The organism is Streptomyces sp. NPDC048248, assembly GCF_043201875.1.
GTDB lineage: Bacteria > Actinomycetota > Actinomycetes > Streptomycetales > Streptomycetaceae > Streptomyces.
The window spans coordinates 114395-130776 of record NZ_JBICZL010000006.1; the positions used below are offsets into that span (position 1 = coordinate 114395).

Here is a 16382-nt window from a genome sequence, read left to right on the forward strand (position 1 = left end):
GAGCCCTCGTACGGGGCCTGTCGATCGGGAACTTCGCCAGATGCCGACGCGCTTGCATACAGTGACAGAACTTCCTCGCAAGCGGATCGAAGGGACGTACATGCCCATGGGTCACACGGCCACAGAACAAGCCGGCTCCGGCGGCCTGACAGCGACCGAGCACCGGCTGGCCAACGGCCTGCGCGTGGTGCTCTCCGAGGACCACCTGACGCCTGTCGCAGCCGTCTGCCTGTGGTACGACGTCGGCTCCCGCCACGAGGTCAAGGGCCGTACCGGCCTGGCTCACCTCTTCGAGCACCTGATGTTCCAGGGCTCCGCCCAGGTGAAGGGCAACGGTCACTTCGAGCTCGTCCAGGGCGCGGGCGGCTCGCTGAACGGCACCACGAGCTTCGAGCGCACCAACTACTTCGAGACCATGCCCGCCCACGAGCTGGAGCTCGCGCTCTGGCTGGAGGCGGACCGGATGGGCTCGCTGCTCACCGCGCTCGACGACGAGTCGCTGGAGAACCAGCGCGACGTCGTGAAGAACGAGCGCCGCCAGCGCTACGACAACGTCCCTTACGGCACGGCCTTCGAGAAGCTGACGGCCATGGCGTACCCGGAGGGCCACCCCTACCACCACACGCCCATCGGATCGATGGCCGACCTGGACGCGGCCTCCCTGGAGGACGCGCGCGCCTTTTTCCGCACCTACTACGCGCCCAACAACGCCGTCCTGTCGATCGTCGGCGACATCGACCCCGCGCAGACCCTGGCCTGGGTGGAGCGGTACTTCGGCTCGATCCCCGGGCACGACGGCAAGCAGCCGCCGCGGGACGGCTCGTTGCCCGAGACCCTCGGCGGCGAGCTGCGCGAGGTCGTCGAGGAAGAGGTCCCCGCCCGCGCGCTGATGGCGGCCTACCGGCTGCCGCACGACGGCACCCGCGAGGCGGACGCCGCCGACCTCGCGCTCACCGTTCTGGGCGGCGGCGAGTCCTCCCGCCTCTACAACCGCCTGGTGCGCCGTGACCGCAGCGCCGTCGCGGCCGGCTTCGGGCTGCTGCGGCTGGCCGGCGCGCCGTCGCTCGGCTGGCTGGACGTCAAGACGTCCGGTGGGGTTGAGGTCCCGGACATCGAGCGTGCGGTCGACGAGGAGCTGGCCCGGTTCGCCGCCGAGGGGCCGACCCCGGAGGAGATGGAGCGTGCGCAGGCCCAGTTGGAGCGCGAGTGGCTGGACCGCCTCGCGACGGTCAGCGGCCGCGCCGACGAACTCTGCCGGTTCGCCGTCCTGTTCGGCGACCCGCAGCTCGCGCTGACCGCCGTGCAGCGCGTCCTGGAGATCACCCCGCAGGAAGTGCAGGCGGTGGCCAAGGCTCGGCTGCGTCCCGACAACCGCGCGGTGCTCGTGTACGAGCCCACCGAGCCGGCCGACGCGGCCGCCGGCACCGCTGAGAACGACGACGAGGAGGCGGCCCAGTGAGCGACGCCGTGACCAGCGCAGATTCCACCATGACCAGCATGGAGTTCCACCCCAGGCCGCAGGGTGGCGCGCCCCGGCCGTGGGCCTTCCCGGCACCGGACCGCGGCCAACTGCCCAACGGGCTCACCCTCCTGACCAGCCACCGCCCCGGTCAGCAGGTCGTCGCCGTCGAGATCAACCTCGTCGCGCCCCTGGAGGCCGAGCCCGAGGGCCTGGACGGCGTCGCCACGATCATGGCCCGCGCGCTGTCCGAGGGCACCGACAAGCACGACGCCGAGGAGTTCGCGGCCGAGCTGGAGCGCTGCGGCGCCACCATGGACGCGCACGCCGACCACCCCGGTCTGCGGGTCTCCCTCGAAGTGCCGGCGTCGCGGCTGGACCACGCCCTCGGCCTGCTCGCCGACGCGCTGCGCGCGCCCGCCTTCCCGGACAGCGAGATCGAGCGGCTGGTGCGCAACCGCCTCGACGAGATCCCGCACGAGCTCGCCAACCCCGCCCGGCGGGCCGCGATGGCCCTGTCCAAGGAACTGTTCCCGGCGACCTCCCGGATGTCGCGGCCCCGCCAGGGCACCGAGGAGACCGTCGAGCGGATCGACGCCGCGGCCGTGCGAGCCTTCTACGCGGCGCATGTACGGCCCGCGACGGCCACCGCCGTCATCGTCGGTGACTTCACCGGCATCGACCTGGACGCGTCGCTCGCCGGCACCCTCGGCGCCTGGACGGGTTCGACCGCCGAGCCGGTGAAGGCCTCGCCGATCACCGCGGACGACACCGGCCGCGTGGTGATCGTGGACCGCCCCGGCGCCGTCCAGACGCAGCTGCTCATCGGCCGCATCGGTGCCGACCGGCACGACCGGGTCTGGCCCGCGCAGGTCCTCGGCACGTACTGCCTGGGCGGCACCCTCACCTCCCGCCTGGACCGCGTCCTGCGCGAGGAGAAGGGCTACACGTACGGGGTGCGTGCGTTCGGCCAGGTGCTGCGCTCCACCGCGGACGGCAGCGGCGCCGCGATGCTCGCCATCAGCGGCTCGGTCGACACCGCCTCCACCGGCCCGGCGCTGGAGGACCTGTGGAAGGTGCTCCGCACCGTGGCGGCGGAGGGACTCACGGACGCCGAGCGCGATGTCGCCGTGCAGAACCTCGTGGGGGTCGCGCCGCTGAAGTACGAGACGGCTGCCGCCGTCGCGGGCACCCTCGCCGACCAGGTCGAGCAGCATCTGCCGGACGACTTCCAGGCGCAGCTGTACGCGCGGCTGGCCGAGACCGGCACGGTCGAGGCGACCGCCGCGGTGGTGAACGCCTTCCCCGGGGACCGGCTGGTGACGATCCTGGTGGGCGACGCCGCGCAGATCGCCGAGCCCGTCAAGGCACTGGGCATCGGTGAGGTGAAGGTCGTCGGCGGCTGACCTGCCGTTGGTGACACCGCGGCGGTCCGGCGGGGGCCGGTGACCGTCGCTCATATGGCATGAAAAGGGATCCCGTGACGCTCGCTCGTCACGGGATCACCTTTATGTCCGGATTGTTGTGGCTGGTTGCGTGGTGCCCCTGTGGCGTGCCGCACAAAGTGCCGGTTCTGTTTGCCGATTGAAAGATGTCCCGTTTAGCGTCAGTCCGGCTGTTCGTCAGAAGTACGCCGCAACCGTGGCACCGGGCAGTCATCGCCGAGTCCCCGTACGGCGCGAGCCAGGGGAGCCGGGGACCCACATGTCCCCTGGGGTGAATCGGATCCCTCCTCGGAGGGGGCCGTAGGAGACCTTCCTGCTCCGAACCCGTCAGCTAACCCGGTAGGCGAGAAGGAAGGAAAGGACAAGCCAGCACATGGCGTTCACCCGTGCCACCGGGAAGCATCGTGGTGCGAGCCGCACTGCTCGCACGACCCGCAAAATCGCCGGCATAGCCACCCTCACCGCCACCGGCGTCGTCGCCTCCGTGGCCTCGCCGGCGCTGGCCGCCACGGACGCGGCCCCCACCCAGGGCACCGGCCTGCAGCAGGCCGTCGTGGCCGGCGACCAACTCGCCGGCCGCATCGCCGCCCAGGCCGACGCCCAGCAGGCGGCCGCCGAGGCCGCCGCCGCGAAGGCCAAGGCCGAGGCCCTGGCCGAGAAGGTGGCCGAGGAGGCCAAGCAGCGCGCCGAGGAAGCCAAGAAGAAGGCCGAGGCGAAGGCCAAGGCGGAGCGCGAGGCCAAGGAGCGCGCCGCGCGCGAGGCGGAGCGCAAGCGCCTCAACGCCTTCGTCGCGCCCGTCGAGGGCTCCTACGTCTCCACCCCGTACAAAGCCACCAGCGGTCTGTGGTCCTCCGGCAGCCACTCCGGCATCGACTTCCACGCCGCCTCGGGCAGCTCGGTGCACGCCGTGGGCCGTGGCACCGTCGTCGAGGCCGGCTGGGGCGGCGCGTACGGCAACAACATCGTGATCAAGATGAACGACGGCACGTACACCCAGTACGGCCACTTGTCGTCGCTGGGCGTCTCGGTCGGCCAGACCGTCACCCCCGGCCAGCAGATCGGCCTCTCCGGCGCCACCGGCAACGTCACCGGGCCGCACCTGCACTTCGAGGCCCGCACCGGCCCCGACTACGGCTCGGACATCGACCCGATCGCCTACCTCCGCGGCCACGGCGTCAACGTCTGACGCGTACGGCACCGCAGCCTCTCCGAAGCCCCGGCCACGGCCGGGGCTTCGGCGTTATCGGTGCACGCCGCTCACCGGACAGGCCGATGGCCAAAAAATATCCATGAATACCCGAAGCCCGTCGGAAAACCCGTCCCGGTCGAATAGAGTCACGGAAATGTCGCCGATCGGCGGCGTTTCCAGGGGATTACGGCGGAGGCACGGACGATGCGAGGCCATATTTCCGCGCAGGCGGTATGCACGGCGATTCGCGACGACATCGTCTCCGGTGTGCTCGCGCCGGGGAGCAGGCTGATCGAGGACATCCTGGCGGCCCGTTACGGCGTCTCCAGGGTCCCCGTCCGGGAGGCGCTGCGGACCTTGCAGTCCGAGGGGTTCGTCACCACCCGGCATCATGCGGGCGCCTGCGTCGCCGAGCCGACCGAGCAGGAGGCCGCCGATCTGCTGGACATCCGCGCCCTGTTGGAGCCCCTGGGCGCCGCCCGCGCGGCCACCCGCCGCAGTCCCGCCCACCTCAAGGTGCTGCGCGGCCTCGTCCGGCTGGGCCGGGAGCGCGCCCGCCACGGCCACCCCGCGGACCTGCGTCAACTGGACGGCTGGTTCCACGAAACCCTCGCCCAGGCGGCCGGCAGCCCCAGCTTGACGGCGCTGCTCACACAGCTGCGGCGCAAGATCGAGTGGATGTACGTCGTGGAACTGCCCGTCCGAGTCGCCGAGTCGTGGGACGAGCACGGCGCGGTGTTGGACGCGGTGGCCCGGGGTGACGCCGAGCGCGCCCGCGTCTTGATGGCCGCTCATATCGAGCGGTCCCTGCCCGTGCACCGGCTGCGCAGGCCCGGCGCGGCCGAGGTGAGGAAGCCGAAACAGCCCGTCAACACGGCGCGCGCCCGACATTAACAAAGGCCCTGTATACAAAGAAGGCGCGTAATGCGTTGCGCACGGGGAAACGGCGGCCGGCATTCGGCTTGTTTTCTCACGGCCGGGCCCGGAATTCGGTGCACCGGATATTCGGCATGCCTGCGTGGCGGCGCCGAATTACCGTCGCAATGCCTTGGCATAATGCGCGGCGCTGATTATCCCGCGCCATTTTTCTGCCGGTTCCACCGAAGCTGACCGCCCGAACCTGGCCGCCGAGGCTCTTGGGTGCTTAACAGGGAACGCCCCGCTTCGCCGGGAGCTACGAGCTCCCGTCGGAGGCTTCGAGGCTTCTGCCGGCGCCGGCACGCCCCGGCAACGGGACTGTCCCGGAGACGGAACGGCCGAACGGCGAAAACGGCCCGGGCAACGAAAACGGCCCCGCCGTGGCGACCGTTGGCCGGTCGCCACGGCGGGGCCGTGGACGCTTGGGGTCCCCAGGGACTCAGACGGTCTCGGGGAGCTCCTCAAGGCCGTCCGCGACGAGCTTGGCCAGGCGGTCGAGCGCGGCGTCGGCGCCTTCGGCGTCGGAGGCCAGCACGATTTCCTCGCCACCCTCGGCGCCGAGGCCCAGGACCGCGAGCATGGAGGCGGCGTTGACCGGGTTGCCCTCGGCCTTGGCGATCGTCACCGGGACGCCGGCCGCGGTGGCGGCACGGACGAAGATCGACGCGGGACGGGCGTGCAGGCCCTCGGCCCATCCGACATTGACGCGGCGCTCAGCCATGGTGTTGCCCTTCAAGTCGTGACTGTTGTCTAGACCAGTCTCTCACGGTGCCGGGATGTCCCGGCGGCCCGTCGGCCTGGCCTTCCTGCGTGTGGCCCCTCCCCGGGGGAGGCACCGGCGAACGGGCCGTGGCCCGCGCCGGGCACGGTAGCCGTGCCTGTTCCGCTTCCAGAGGGTACGCATGCCGAGCCGGTTGTCGGTGCCCGGCCGTACCCTGGCCGCATGCAGACGCCGCCGGACCTCGCCTACCCGACCCACTGGGAAGCCGATGTGGTGCTGCGCGACGGCGGCACGGCGCGCATCCGCCCCATCGCCGCCGATGACGCCGAGCGGCTGACCTCCTTCTACGAGCAGGTCTCGGACGAGTCGAAGTACTACCGCTTCTTCGCGCCCTACCCGCGTCTGTCCGACCGCGATGTGCACCGCTTCACCCACCACGACTACGTCGACCGGGTCGGCCTGGCCGCCACCGTCGGCGGCGAGTTCATCGCCACCGTCCGCTACGACCGGATCGACGACCAGGGGCTGCCCGCCAAGGACCCCGAGGACGACCAGGCCGAGGTGGCCTTCCTGGTCCAGGACGCCCACCAGGGCCGCGGCGTCGCCTCCGCCCTCCTGGAACACATCGCCGCCGTCGCCCGCGAGCGCGGTATCCGCCGCTTCGCCGCCGAGGTGCTCCCCGCGAACACTAAAATGATCAAGGTGTTCACCGATGCCGGCTACACGCAGAAGCGCACCTTCGAGGACGGCGTGGTGCGCCTCGAATTCGACCTGGAACCGACCGAGCAGTCCATGGCCGTGATGCGCGGTCGTGAGCAGCGCGCCGAGGCCCGCTCCGCCCAGCGGCTGCTGGCCCCCGGCTCGGTGGCCGTCATCGGAGCCGGCCGCGCCCCCGGAGGCATCGGCCGCACCGCCCTGCGCAACGTCCTCGACGCCGGCTTCACGGGCCGTCTGCACGCCGTCAACCACGCCTTCGCCGACGGCACGGACCGGCTGGAGCCCGAGGGCGTGCCGGCCGTCCGCTCCCTGAGCGAGATCCCCGACCCGGTCGACCTCGCGGTCATCGCCGTCCCCGCCGCCCGCGTCCCCGAGGTGGTCCGCGACTGCGGTGAGCACGGAGTGCAGGGCGTCCTGATCCTCTCCTCCGGCTATGCGGAGGCCGGCCCCGAGGGCCGCGAGCGGCAGCGGGCGGTGCTCCAGCAGGCCCGCTCCTACGGCATGCGGCTGATCGGCCCCAACGCCTTCGGCCTGATCAACACCGCCCCCGACGCCCGGCTGAACGCCTCCCTGGCACCCCGGATGCCCGGCGCCGGCAACATCGGCCTGTTCACCCAGTCCGGCGCGATCGGCATCGCCCTGCTCAGCGGGCTGCACGCCCGCGGCCCCGGCGACGGCGGCATCGCCGGGATCTCCACCTTCCTCTCGGCGGGCAACCGCGCCGACGTCTCCGGCAACGACCTCCTCCAGTACTGGCACGACGATCCGCTCACCGACGTCGTGATCCTCTACCTGGAGTCCATCGGCAACCCGCGCAAGTTCACCCGGCTCGCCCGTCGCACCGCGCTCGTCAAACCGGTCGTGGTCGCCAAGGGCGCCCGCCATACCGGCGTCGCGCCCCAGGGCCACGCCGTACCCACCGTCCGCATCCCCGACAGCACCGTCGCCGCCCTGATGCGCCAGGCCGGCGTGATCCGCGTCGACACGGTCACCGAACTGATCGACGCCGGACTGCTGCTGGCGTCCCAGCCGCTGCCGGCCGGCCCGCGTATCGCCATCCTCGGCAATTCCGAGTCGCTCGCCCTGCTCGCCTACGACGCCTGCCTGACCGAGGGGCTGCGGCCGATGAGCCCCCGGGTGCTGGCGTCCGCGGCGACGCCCGACGACTTCCGCGCGGCCCTCGCCGAGGCGCTCGCGGCCGACAGCTGCGACGCCGTCGTCGTCACGGCCATCCCGTGGGTGGGGGAGGAGACACCCGGCTCCCCCGAAGAAGGGGAGGGCACCGCGCTCGCCGTCGCCCTGCGCGCGGCCGCCGAAGCGGCCCCGGACAAGCCGGTGACCGTCGTCCACCTCGCGATGGACGACCTGGCACGGACGCTGGCCGCCCCGGGCGAGCCGGCCTCAGAGCCGGTGGACGCGTCCCAGGCGGACGCACCGGCCGACTCCGAGAGCCAGGCCCCGCCCACACCACGCCCCCCGGCCCCGCCCTCGCCCCGGCCCCCGGCATCGCGGCACGCGACACACCCGCAGCGGCCCCAGGTCCCGCCGGGCCCTCCGCCCAGCCCGTTCGCCTCCCGGCCCCCGCAGGTCCAGGAGGACGCCGCGCCCGCCCCCGCCCGCCGCCCCGCTCCCGTCCGGATCCCCGCCTACCCGGCGGCCGAGCGCGCCGTGCGTTCGCTGGCCGAGGCCGTCCGGTACGCCGCCTGGCGCCGCGAGGCCGCCGAACCGGGCCGGGTGCCCGCATACGACGACATCGAGGAGGCAGCCGCCGGCGCCGACATCGACCGGCTGCTCGACCGCCTCGTCCCCGACACCGACGCCGGCCGGTCGGTCCCGCTGTCCCCGGATCACGCCGCGGACCTCCTCGCCCGGTACGGCATCCGTACCCACCCGGTCTTCCCGGCCCCCGATCCGGACACCGCGGTCCGAGCCGCCGCCCGGATCGGCTATCCGGTCGCCCTCAAGACCACCGCGCCCCACCTCCGGCACCGCGCCGACCTCGGCGGCGTCCGCCTCGACGTGGCCAACGAGACGGAACTGCGCCGGACATACGCGGAACTGACCGATTTCCTCGGCTCCGCGGAAGAGCTCCGCCCGGTCGTCCAGGCCATGGTCCCGCGCGGGGTGGACACCGTCATCCGCGCCGCCATCGACCCGGCCGCCGGTGCCGTCCTCTCCTTCGGCCTGGCCGGCGCCCCCTCCCAACTGCTCGGCGACGTCGCCCACCGCCTCATCCCCGCCACCGACCGCGACGTCGCCGACCAGATCCGGTCGATCCGCACCGCGCCCCTGCTCTTCGGCTGGCGCGGCTCCCAGCCCGTCGACACCGCCTCGCTCTCGGAGCTCCTGCTGCGGGTCTCCCGGCTCGTCGACGACCATCCCGAGGTCGTCGCCGTCGACCTCGAACCGGTCGTCGTCGCCCCGAGCGGCCTCTCCGTCCTGGGAGCCGCCGTCCGCCTCGCCCGCCCCCCTGTCACCACCGACCTCGGTCCCCGCCGTCTGCCCGTCTACTGAGGCTCTTCAAGCCCGGCACGCCCCGTAAGATGGACCCCATGGCTAAGACCGGTACGACGACCCAGGGGCTGCGCGCGGCGATCGAGCGCAGTGGCTACTACCCGACGCTCGTGGCCGAGGCGGTGCAGGCCGCGGTCGGCGGCGAGCCCGTGGTGTCGTACCTCGTGCACCAGGAGACGACCTTCGACGCCAACGAGGTCCGCCGTCACGTCACGGTCCTGGTCCTGACCGGCACCCGCTTCATCGTCAGCCACACCGACGAGCAGGCCGCCGACGCCACCTCCCCGTCGCCGTACGCCACCACCTCCACCGAGTCCGTGAAGCTCGGCCGGATCTCCTCGGTGGTACTCAGCCGGGTGGTCGCCAACCCCGAGTCCTACACCCCCGGGCAGCTGCCCCGCGAGGTCGTCCTCACCATCGGCTGGGGCGCCGTCGCCCGCCTGGACCTGGAGCCCGCCACCTGCGGCGACCCCAACTGCGAGGCGGACCACGGCTACACGGGCAGCTCCACCGCCGACGACCTCTCGCTGCGGGTCAGCGAGGCGGGCGACGGGCCGGACTCCGTGCGCGAGACGCTCACCTTCGCCCAGGCGCTCTCCGAGGCCACCGCGGCCACCACCAGCACCCGCTGATGGTGCACGCCGCCCCCGCCTGGCCGGAGCCGGAACCCCTCGACCCGCTCACCGCCCCGGTGCCCCGCTACGGCGCCGGGTCGCTCGCCGACCTGCTGCCCGCCATCGTCGCGGGCCAGGGGCTGGGAAACCCCGGCTCCCCGATGGAGCTGGCCCCCGCCGACCGCGCCTGCGTCTTCCTGATCGACGGCCTCGGCTGGGACCTGCTGCGCGCCCACCCCGACGAGGCGCCGTTCCTGACCTCCCTGCTGGGCACCTCGTTCAACGGCAGCGGACGTCCGCTCACGGCGGGCTTCCCCTCCACCACCGCCACCTCGCTCGCGTCGGTCGGCACCGGACTGCCGCCCGGCGCGCACGGCCTGCCCGGATACACCTGTGAGGACCCGGACACCGGCGCGCTGATGAACCAGTTGCGCTGGCACCCGTGGACGGATCCCCATGTCTGGCAGCCGTACCCCACGGTCTTCCAGCTGGCGGACGCCGCGGGCATCCACACCTGCCAGGTCTCCGCTCCGAACTTCCAGCACACCCCGCTCACCAAGGTGGCGCTCAGCGGCGGCACGTTCCACGGCCGGCTCTCCGGCGAGGAGCGGATGGACTTCGCCGCGTCGCAACTCGCCGCCGGTGACCGCTCGCTGGTCTACACGTACTACTCCGAGGTGGACGGCAAGGGGCACCGCTACGGCGTCGACTCCGATGCCTGGCGCGGCCAGCTGATGTATGTCGACCGGCTCGCGCAGCGGCTGGCCGAGCAGCTCCCGCCCCGCACGGCCCTCTACATCACCGCCGACCACGGCATGATCGACATCCCCTTCGACCCGGACTCCCGGGTCGACTTCGACGAGGACTGGGAACTGCGCGCCGGCGTGCGCCTGTTGGGCGGCGAGGGCCGGGCGCGGCATCTGTACGCCCACCCGGGCGCGGCCGCCGATGTGCTCGCCGTGTGGCGTGAGGTGGTCGGCGAGCAGATGTGGGTGGCGAGCCGTGAAGAGGCCATCGCCGCCGGGTGGTTCGGCCCGCGGGTCGACGACCGGGTCCGCGGCCGTATCGGCGATGTCGTCGCGGCCGCACACGCCGATATGGTGATCATCGCGACCGAACGCGAGCCCCGTGAGTCGGAGATGGTCGGGATGCACGGTTCCATGACCCCGGTGGAGCAGCTGGTGCCGCTCCTGGAAGTCCGTACCTGACGCACGGCGTTGCCCGCCCCGCCCGCCGCACACGAGCCCGAAAGGCCCGCAACTTCCCATGCCCGAGTTGGTGTTCTTCTCCGGAACGATGGACTGCGGAAAGTCGACACTCGCTCTGCAGATCGAGCACAATCGATCGGCCCGCGGCCTCCAGGGCATGATCTACAGCCGCAACGACCGGGCGGGGCACGGCAAGCTCTCCTCCCGTCTCGGGCTGGTGACCGAGGCCGTCGAGGCCGCGGACGACATGGACTTCTACGCGCACGTCGTCGGCCATCTCAGCTCCGGTGGCCGGGTCGACTACGCCATCGTCGACGAGGCCCAGTTCCTCGCCCCGCAGCAGGTCGACCAGCTCGCCAGGGTGGTGGACGACCTCGACCTGGACGTCTTCGCTTTCGGCATCACCACCGACTTCCGCAGCAAGCTCTTCCCGGGCTCCCAGCGGCTCGTGGAGCTGGCCGACCGCATAGAGGTCCTGCAGGTCGAGGCGCTGTGCTGGTGCGGCGCCCGCGCCACGCACAACGCCCGCACCGTCGACGGCCGGATGGTCGTCGAGGGGGAACAGGTCGTCGTCGGTGATGTCGTCGGCGACGTGGACAGCCCGCAGGCGGAGGTGGGCTACGAAGTGTTGTGCCGGCGCCATCACCGCCGTCAGCAGACCTCCGCCGCCGCTCGCGCGGCCGCGCTCTCGCCGGACGTCCTGCCGGTCGACGCCCCGAGGTAGCCGGCTCGCACACCGCGACGCCGGTGCAACTGCCCTGTCAGCGCGGCTGGATGACGGTGAAGACGGCGCCTTCGACGTCGGCGACCGTGGCGAGCCGTCCGTGTGCGGAGTCCCGTGCGGGCCGCAGCACATGTCCGCCGAGTTCGGTGACGCGGCGCGTGGCGGCGTCGGTGTCCGGGACGGCGAAGTACGTCATCCAGTGCGGGCCGCGGTCGCGTGGCAGGTCGGCGCCCACGCCGTGGATGCCCGCCACCGCCCGTCCCTTGAGGTGCAGCGTCAGGTAGTCGAAGCCGGGTGGGTCCGCGGCTTCGGCCTCGAAGGCAAAGACGTGCTCGTAGAACGTGCGGACGGAGTCGGTGTCCTGGGTGACCAGTTCGTTCCACACCGGGGTGCCGGGCTCTTCGCTGAGCGCGGTGCCCATCATCGTCCGGCCCTGCCAGATGCCGAAGATGGCGCCGTGCGGGTCGGAGGCGATCGCCATCCGACCGGCCGAGTCGGCGTCCAGGGGGCCGACGGCCACGGTGCCGCCGCAGGAACGGATCTGCTCGGCGGTGGTGTCAGCGTCGTCGCTCGCCAGGTAGGTGGTCCAGGCGACGGGAAGATGCCGGTCGGGCGCCAACTCGCCCAGGCCGGCCACTTCCCGGCCGTTGAGGAAGGCGCGGGCGTACGGACCGAAGTGCTGCGGCCCCGGGCGGAACTCCCAGCCGAAGAGCGCGCCGTAGAACTCCTGGGTCGCGGACAGGCTGTGCGCCAGGAGGCTCACCCAGCAGGGCGCACCGGGAATCCGCCGGGTCGCTGCCTCGGTCGTCATCGTTATTCTCCTCGGACCATCGGATGTGGCCATGTGCGGATACCGCGGGGGTCTGGAGCAGATGCTCGCACCCCGTGTCCTGGTGTATGCCTCGGCCGCGCCGACCGCGAGACGTTCGCGACGGAGAATGCCCGTTTTGATGTTTCGCATCCGTTTCGGCGGCGTTGCGCTTCGACATAACTCCGTCATACGGAGGGTGGGCACCCGCCTTCTGTGCGTAGCCGTCCCTACGCAAGGATGAGTCCCATGAATGCCATCATCACCGCTACCGAACTCGCGAGCGAGTTGGCGGGGTCCGCCACTCCGGTACTCCTGGACGTCCGTTGGCAGCTCGGCGGGCCCTCCAGCCGCCCCGACTACGAGGCCGCGCACCTGCCCGGCGCGGTCTTCGTCGACCTCGATACCGCCCTGGCCGGGACGGCCGGCCCGGCCGGCAGGCACCCGCTCCCCGACGTCGCCGTCTTCGGCGACGCCATGCGCGCGGCCGGTGTGCGCGCCGACCGCCCCGTGGTCGCCTACGACGGCGGGCTGGGCTGGGGTGCCGCCCGCGCCTGGTGGCTGCTGCGCTGGGCCGGTCACCCTGATGTGCGGGTCCTGGACGGCGGTCTTTCCGCCTGGCAGGCGGCGGGCGGGGAAGTGACCGACACGATCCCCGTCCCGCAACCCGGCGACTTCCGACCCGCGCCGGGCGCGCTGCCGCTGCTGACGGCGAAGGACGCCGCCGAGCTGGCCCGCCGCGGCGTCCTGCTCGACGCGCGGGCGGCCGCGCGGTACCGCGGGGACGTCGAGCCCATCGACCGGATCGGCGGGCACATCCCTGGTGCCGTGTCGGCACCGACGACGGAGAACGTCTCCCCGGACGGCACCACCTTCCGTGCCGCGCCGGAACTGGCTGAGCGGTTCGCGTCGCTGGGTGCCACCGCAGACGCCGAGGTCGGTGTCTACTGCGGCTCCGGCGTCTCCGGAGCCCACCAGGTCCTCGCGCTCGCCGTTGCCGGTGTCCCCGCCGCGCTCTACGTCGGCTCATGGAGCGAGTGGTCCGCGGACCCGGCCCGCCCGGTCGCCAGGGGCCCCCAGCCGGGCTGAGCAGCCCACAGAGGGCAACGCAACGCCCGCTGCCGGCCCCGGTACAGGGCCGACAGCGGGCGTTGCCACGCGATTGCCGCGAGCCGTTCGACCCGCTTGCGCTACTCCGGTTCTACTCCGGCTTCTTGCGCCGGGTGCCGAAGACGATCTCGTCCCAGCTCGGCACCGCGGCCCGGCGCCCGGGGCGTACGCCGTCGGCCTCGGCCTGGCGGTCCGTCGTCCCCGTCAGCCGGTCGCGGTGGCCGCCGACGGCCCTGGGCATCAGCACATCGGCGTACGCCGAGCCGGCGCCCGCGCTGGCCGCGGGCGGCTCCTCGACATCGGCCTCCGCCGCCGCCTCGTCGCTCTGCGGTGCCTTGGGTGTCTCCGGCACGATCATGTCGCCGCGGAAGCTCGGTACCGCCTCCAGCAGGCTGGTCAGCGAGTCGCGCTCGCGGTCCCGCTCGCCGACGGCCTCCTCCGCGTGCGGTGTCTCGGTCTCCTCGCCACCGGCCGGTGCGGCACGGTCACCGCGCTCGGACGACGACTGGCGGTCCAGGGCACGGTCGAGCGGCCGGTCGCGCGGCAGCCGCGCGATCCGGGGCACGAACGGGAAGCTCGGCTCGGGGGTGTCGTCGGTCTCGCCGATCAGCGCCCGCGCCTCGTCGTCCACGGCCTGCACGAGCCGCCGGGGCGGGTCGTAGGTCCAGCACGCGGAGTGCGGCTCGGTCGCGACGCGGTAGACCAGCAGCACCTCCCAGGTGCCGTCATCGCGGCGCCAGGAGTCCCACTGGACGCTTTCCTTGTCGGCGCCGCGCAGCAGCAGCCGCTCCGCGACCGCCTCGCCGAGCTGCGGGCCGGCGTTCTCGCCGGGCCGGCGCACCGGGGTCTTCCGGGCGCGCTCGGCCATGAACGCGCGTTCCGCCAGCACTGGGCCCTCGAAGCGGCGCACGCGGTCAACCGGGATGCCGGCGAACTGGGCGACCTCTTCCGCGGAGGACCCGGCACGTATGCGCGCCTGGATGTCCCGCGGGCGGAGGTGGCTCTCGACCTCGATCTCGATCTGGCCGAGCCGCGCACGGTCGTTGCGGACGGCGGCGCGCAGCCGCTCGTCGATCGGAAGCGTGTACTCGGTGCTGTCCGCAGCTTTGAGCACCAGCCGTGTGCCGTCGTTGGAGACGGCCACGACACGCAGTTCGGGCATGGGGACCTCCCGGGTGGTGCCTGCCGACGTCACGTGCGTCGCTGCTTCCGCTAGTCGAGTGTGACCTGCCCGGGTGCAGCCTGCCACAACATTGCCGAGTTGCCCGGCGTGTCCGGGCTTGGCCCGAAAACGCCGCTATGACACGGTTACCGGTTCACAACGCTCGGTCACCATGTCGTTGGTCCTGTCGCCGATCACCCGTTCCGAGCGGCGGCGCCCCAGGTCGGGTGCCGCCTCCAGGGCCCCTCCCGCGGGTCCGGGCAGCCGGACGGGAACCGGGGCCAGGGCTCGCCACAGTACTCCATTCGGGCCACCGAGGTGGACCGCCGCGCCGCTGAACTTCTGGTGGGGTAACGGAGTTGGTCGCCTTGTCGATCTCTCTACCGGTCTCGCGGGTGGCAAGATTCACAGATTCCCCGGAATCGGAACTATTGGCTCCGCCAAATGGTCCCTTCTCCATGCAAGATGGATCGAAGGGGCGATCAAAGGCTGGAGATGGACGAAGAAACCAAAACCGACACGAAGAAGAAGGAGAAGCGGATCGACCTGAGCCTGGCTCAGGTCGCGGGCAGTGCTCTCGCAGCGGCCGCCGCCGCATACCTCGCGGGCCGGCTGGGCGTCTACGGAACCATCATCGGCGCGGGTGTGGTCAGTGTCGTGGCCACCACCGGCGGCTCGATATTCCAGCATCTGTTCCGGCGCACCGGCGAGCAGCTCAAGGAAGCCACGGTCACCACTCGGCCGAAGCCGCGCCGCTTCTCCACCACCACTCGATCCACCACAGGGGAGGCGCATCGCGCCGACCCCACGATGGTGTTGCCCACCTTCGACAAGCAGGGCGCGGAGGACGACGTCACGTCCGTCGCGGCCAGGAAAACCGGTCCCGGCACGGACCGTACTCAGCTGATCCCGCGGGCCGAAGCGGTGCACCGCCGGGATCCGGCCGGCGCGCACCCCCTCCCGGACGCCGACGGCACGCGGCGGCTGCCGGGGCGCGCCGGCGCGGAGGGTCCGGTCCCATCCGCCGATGCCGACGGGTTTGCCGATGCCTACGGGTCGGTCGATTCCGTCGAGGCCGGCGGTTCCGACGAGACCCGTGTGCTGCGCCCGGCGTACGCGGGTGCTCAGGGGCGGCCCACCGACCGGACCCAGATGGTGCCGCGCCTCGATGCGCGGGCCGTCAGGCAGGGCGGGCCCGTGACACCTCCGGCGGACGCCACCGTGGCGATGCCGGGGGCGCACCCGGCCGAAGAGGTCAGCGCCGCGACGTACGGCACCCGGCTGCGCGGCTGGAAGCGGCCCGCGCTCGGCGCCCTCGCAGTCTTCGTACTGGCCATGGGCGCGGTGACGGCGACCGAGCTGATCACGGGGCAGACGCCGAGCGGCGACAAGGGCACCACGCTCTCCAACATCACCCACACCGGTGGCTCCGGCCGGCATCAGCCCGATCTCCCGCAGTCGCCCGATCCCGGCCACTCCACCGGCGACGGAACGCGCGGCGGCAGTGACGAGCCGTCGCCGGACCCCAGTACCTCCGGTAAGAGCGGCACCGACCCCGACCGCGGGACGAAGTCCCCGTCGCCGACCCCGACGGACGGCGGCAAGACCTCGCCCGACCCCGATTCCTCGCCGAGCACCGGCCAGTCCCCGGACGACCCCACCGGAACCGGTGGCGACACCGGAGACGGCTCGACCGGCGATCAGGACGGGGGAGCCCAGCAGAACCCCAACGACTCCGACGCACAGCAGGCCCCTGCTCCGGACGCCTCCTGACAAGGAGGGAACCGGCCGAC

General features: G+C 72.4%; 13 protein-coding genes and 1 riboswitch. Of the genes, 10 read left to right on the forward strand and 3 right to left on the reverse strand.

Annotated elements, in window-relative coordinates; translation table 11 throughout:
- The first annotated feature begins 106 nt into the window (after window positions 1-106).
- From ACGFZW_RS14190 to ACGFZW_RS14205, 4 genes are all read left to right on the forward strand, one after another.
- On the forward strand, window positions 107-1459 hold the full coding sequence (locus ACGFZW_RS14190) for a M16 family metallopeptidase (protein ID WP_393893675.1): 1353 nt from the start codon (window positions 107-109) through the stop codon (window positions 1457-1459).
- A gap of 29 nt (window positions 1460-1488) precedes the next feature.
- Window positions 1489-2865, forward strand: a complete 1377-nt coding sequence (locus tag ACGFZW_RS14195; RefSeq protein ID WP_393893676.1) for a M16 family metallopeptidase — start codon at window positions 1489-1491, stop codon at window positions 2863-2865.
- A 243-nt stretch (window positions 2866-3108) separates the two neighbouring features.
- Window positions 3109-3265, forward strand: a riboswitch (cyclic di-AMP (ydaO/yuaA leader).
- Window positions 3266-3277: 12 nt separating this feature from the next.
- The gene (locus ACGFZW_RS14200; protein ID WP_393893369.1) at window positions 3278-4090 is read left to right on the forward strand and encodes a M23 family metallopeptidase; all 813 of its coding nucleotides are present in this window, start codon (window positions 3278-3280) and stop codon (window positions 4088-4090) included.
- A gap of 207 nt (window positions 4091-4297) precedes the next feature.
- Window positions 4298-4987: a GntR family transcriptional regulator gene (locus tag ACGFZW_RS14205; RefSeq protein WP_393893370.1), complete on the forward strand. Its 690-nt coding sequence runs from the start codon at window positions 4298-4300 to the stop codon at window positions 4985-4987.
- Between the two features lie 463 nt (window positions 4988-5450).
- Here the strand turns inward: ACGFZW_RS14205 and ACGFZW_RS14210 are convergent, their stop codons facing one another.
- Window positions 5451-5732: an HPr family phosphocarrier protein gene (locus ACGFZW_RS14210; RefSeq protein ID WP_393893371.1), complete on the reverse strand. Its 282-nt coding sequence runs from the start codon at window positions 5730-5732 to the stop codon at window positions 5451-5453.
- 222 nt (window positions 5733-5954) lie between these two features.
- Here ACGFZW_RS14210 and ACGFZW_RS14215 point away from each other — a divergent pair, with 222 nt between their 5' ends.
- From ACGFZW_RS14215 to ACGFZW_RS14230, 4 genes are read left to right on the forward strand one after another with little or no spacing between them, the layout of a single operon-like run.
- Complete coding sequence (locus ACGFZW_RS14215; protein ID WP_393893372.1) at window positions 5955-8963, forward strand: GNAT family N-acetyltransferase; 3009 nt, start codon at window positions 5955-5957, stop codon at window positions 8961-8963.
- Between the two features lie 38 nt (window positions 8964-9001).
- A complete protein-coding gene (locus ACGFZW_RS14220; RefSeq protein ID WP_393893373.1) occupies window positions 9002-9595 on the forward strand; it encodes a DUF5998 family protein in 594 nt (197 codons plus the stop codon).
- Window positions 9595-10785 (forward strand): alkaline phosphatase family protein, encoded by a 1191-nt coding sequence (locus tag ACGFZW_RS14225; RefSeq protein WP_393893374.1) that lies wholly within the window; start codon window positions 9595-9597, stop codon window positions 10783-10785. Before ACGFZW_RS14220 ends, ACGFZW_RS14225 begins: the two co-directional genes overlap by 1 nt.
- A gap of 58 nt (window positions 10786-10843) precedes the next feature.
- On the forward strand, window positions 10844-11509 hold the full coding sequence (locus ACGFZW_RS14230; protein ID WP_393893375.1) for a thymidine kinase: 666 nt from the start codon (window positions 10844-10846) through the stop codon (window positions 11507-11509).
- A 37-nt stretch (window positions 11510-11546) separates the two neighbouring features.
- Here the strand turns inward: ACGFZW_RS14230 and ACGFZW_RS14235 are convergent, their stop codons facing one another.
- A complete protein-coding gene (locus tag ACGFZW_RS14235) occupies window positions 11547-12320 on the reverse strand; it encodes a VOC family protein (protein WP_393893376.1) in 774 nt (257 codons plus the stop codon).
- Between the two features lie 246 nt (window positions 12321-12566).
- On the opposite strand from ACGFZW_RS14235, the gene ACGFZW_RS14240 reads away from it, so the two are divergent.
- Window positions 12567-13406, forward strand: a complete 840-nt coding sequence (locus ACGFZW_RS14240; RefSeq protein ID WP_393893377.1) for a sulfurtransferase — start codon at window positions 12567-12569, stop codon at window positions 13404-13406.
- Window positions 13407-13518: 112 nt separating this feature from the next.
- Here ACGFZW_RS14240 and sepH read toward each other — a convergent pair whose 3' ends face one another.
- Window positions 13519-14589 carry a septation protein SepH gene (sepH, locus tag ACGFZW_RS14245; RefSeq protein WP_393893378.1) on the reverse strand — a complete coding sequence of 357 codons (1071 nt, stop codon included), beginning with the start codon at window positions 14587-14589 and terminating at the stop codon, window positions 13519-13521.
- Window positions 14590-15084: 495 nt separating this feature from the next.
- Here sepH and ACGFZW_RS14250 point away from each other — a divergent pair, with 495 nt between their 5' ends.
- Window positions 15085-16362, forward strand: coding sequence for a hypothetical protein (locus tag ACGFZW_RS14250; RefSeq protein WP_393893379.1), 1278 nt, complete (start codon window positions 15085-15087; stop codon window positions 16360-16362).
- Window positions 16363-16382: the final 20 nt, after the last annotated feature.